The following is a 511-nucleotide window of genomic DNA, read 5'->3' as shown; positions in this document are numbered from 1 at the left end:
TAAAGCCTGTCGCCGTTTTTACGATTCAATCTTCTCAAATCAGCTTATCGGTGATTCTCTTTCGCTTTGAAGGGAGGCCGTCATGGGTAAGTCACATCCGATTGCGTTGCGTGAGCGTGTGATAGGGTTTGTTGAGGAAGGCCATGGCCATCGCGAGGCGGCCCGGCATTTTCGGGTCTCGCCACGTTTCGTGAACGATCTGGTGATCCTCAAACGCGAGACAAATTCGCTTGTCCCGCGCCGGCAGGGGCATGTTGGCGGCGGCAAGCTTTCAGCGCATCACGCGTGGGTTGAAGAGCGGATGATGCAGAATGGCGAACTGACACTGGACGAGCTTTGCGTGGAACTCTGCGGACGTGGCGTCATCGTCCATCGCTCCAGTGTCGGACGGCTTCTTCACAGGCTGGGGCTGAGCCATAAAAAAAAGCCTGATGGCAAGCGAGCAGCAGCGCCTGGAGATCGCGCGGGCGCGTGAACTGTGGACCGGGCGGCGAAAGCCTTTCTTCAACAA

Annotated in this window: 1 protein-coding gene; it reads left to right on the top strand. The window is 57.1% G+C overall.

Features of this window, described 5'->3' with window-relative positions; all coding sequences use genetic code 11:
• The first annotated feature begins 82 nt into the window (after window positions 1–82).
• A complete protein-coding gene (locus EQW76_RS28785) occupies window positions 83–475 on the top strand; it encodes a transposase (RefSeq protein WP_143123534.1) in 393 nt (130 codons plus the stop codon).
• Window positions 476–511 lie beyond the last annotated feature (36 nt).

Origin of the sequence: Rhizobium sp. rho-13.1 (assembly GCF_007000305.1) — a bacterium.
Classification (GTDB): Bacteria; Pseudomonadota; Alphaproteobacteria; order Rhizobiales; family Rhizobiaceae; genus Rhizobium; species Rhizobium rhododendri.
This window is presented reverse-complemented; position numbering and strand designations above follow the sequence as displayed.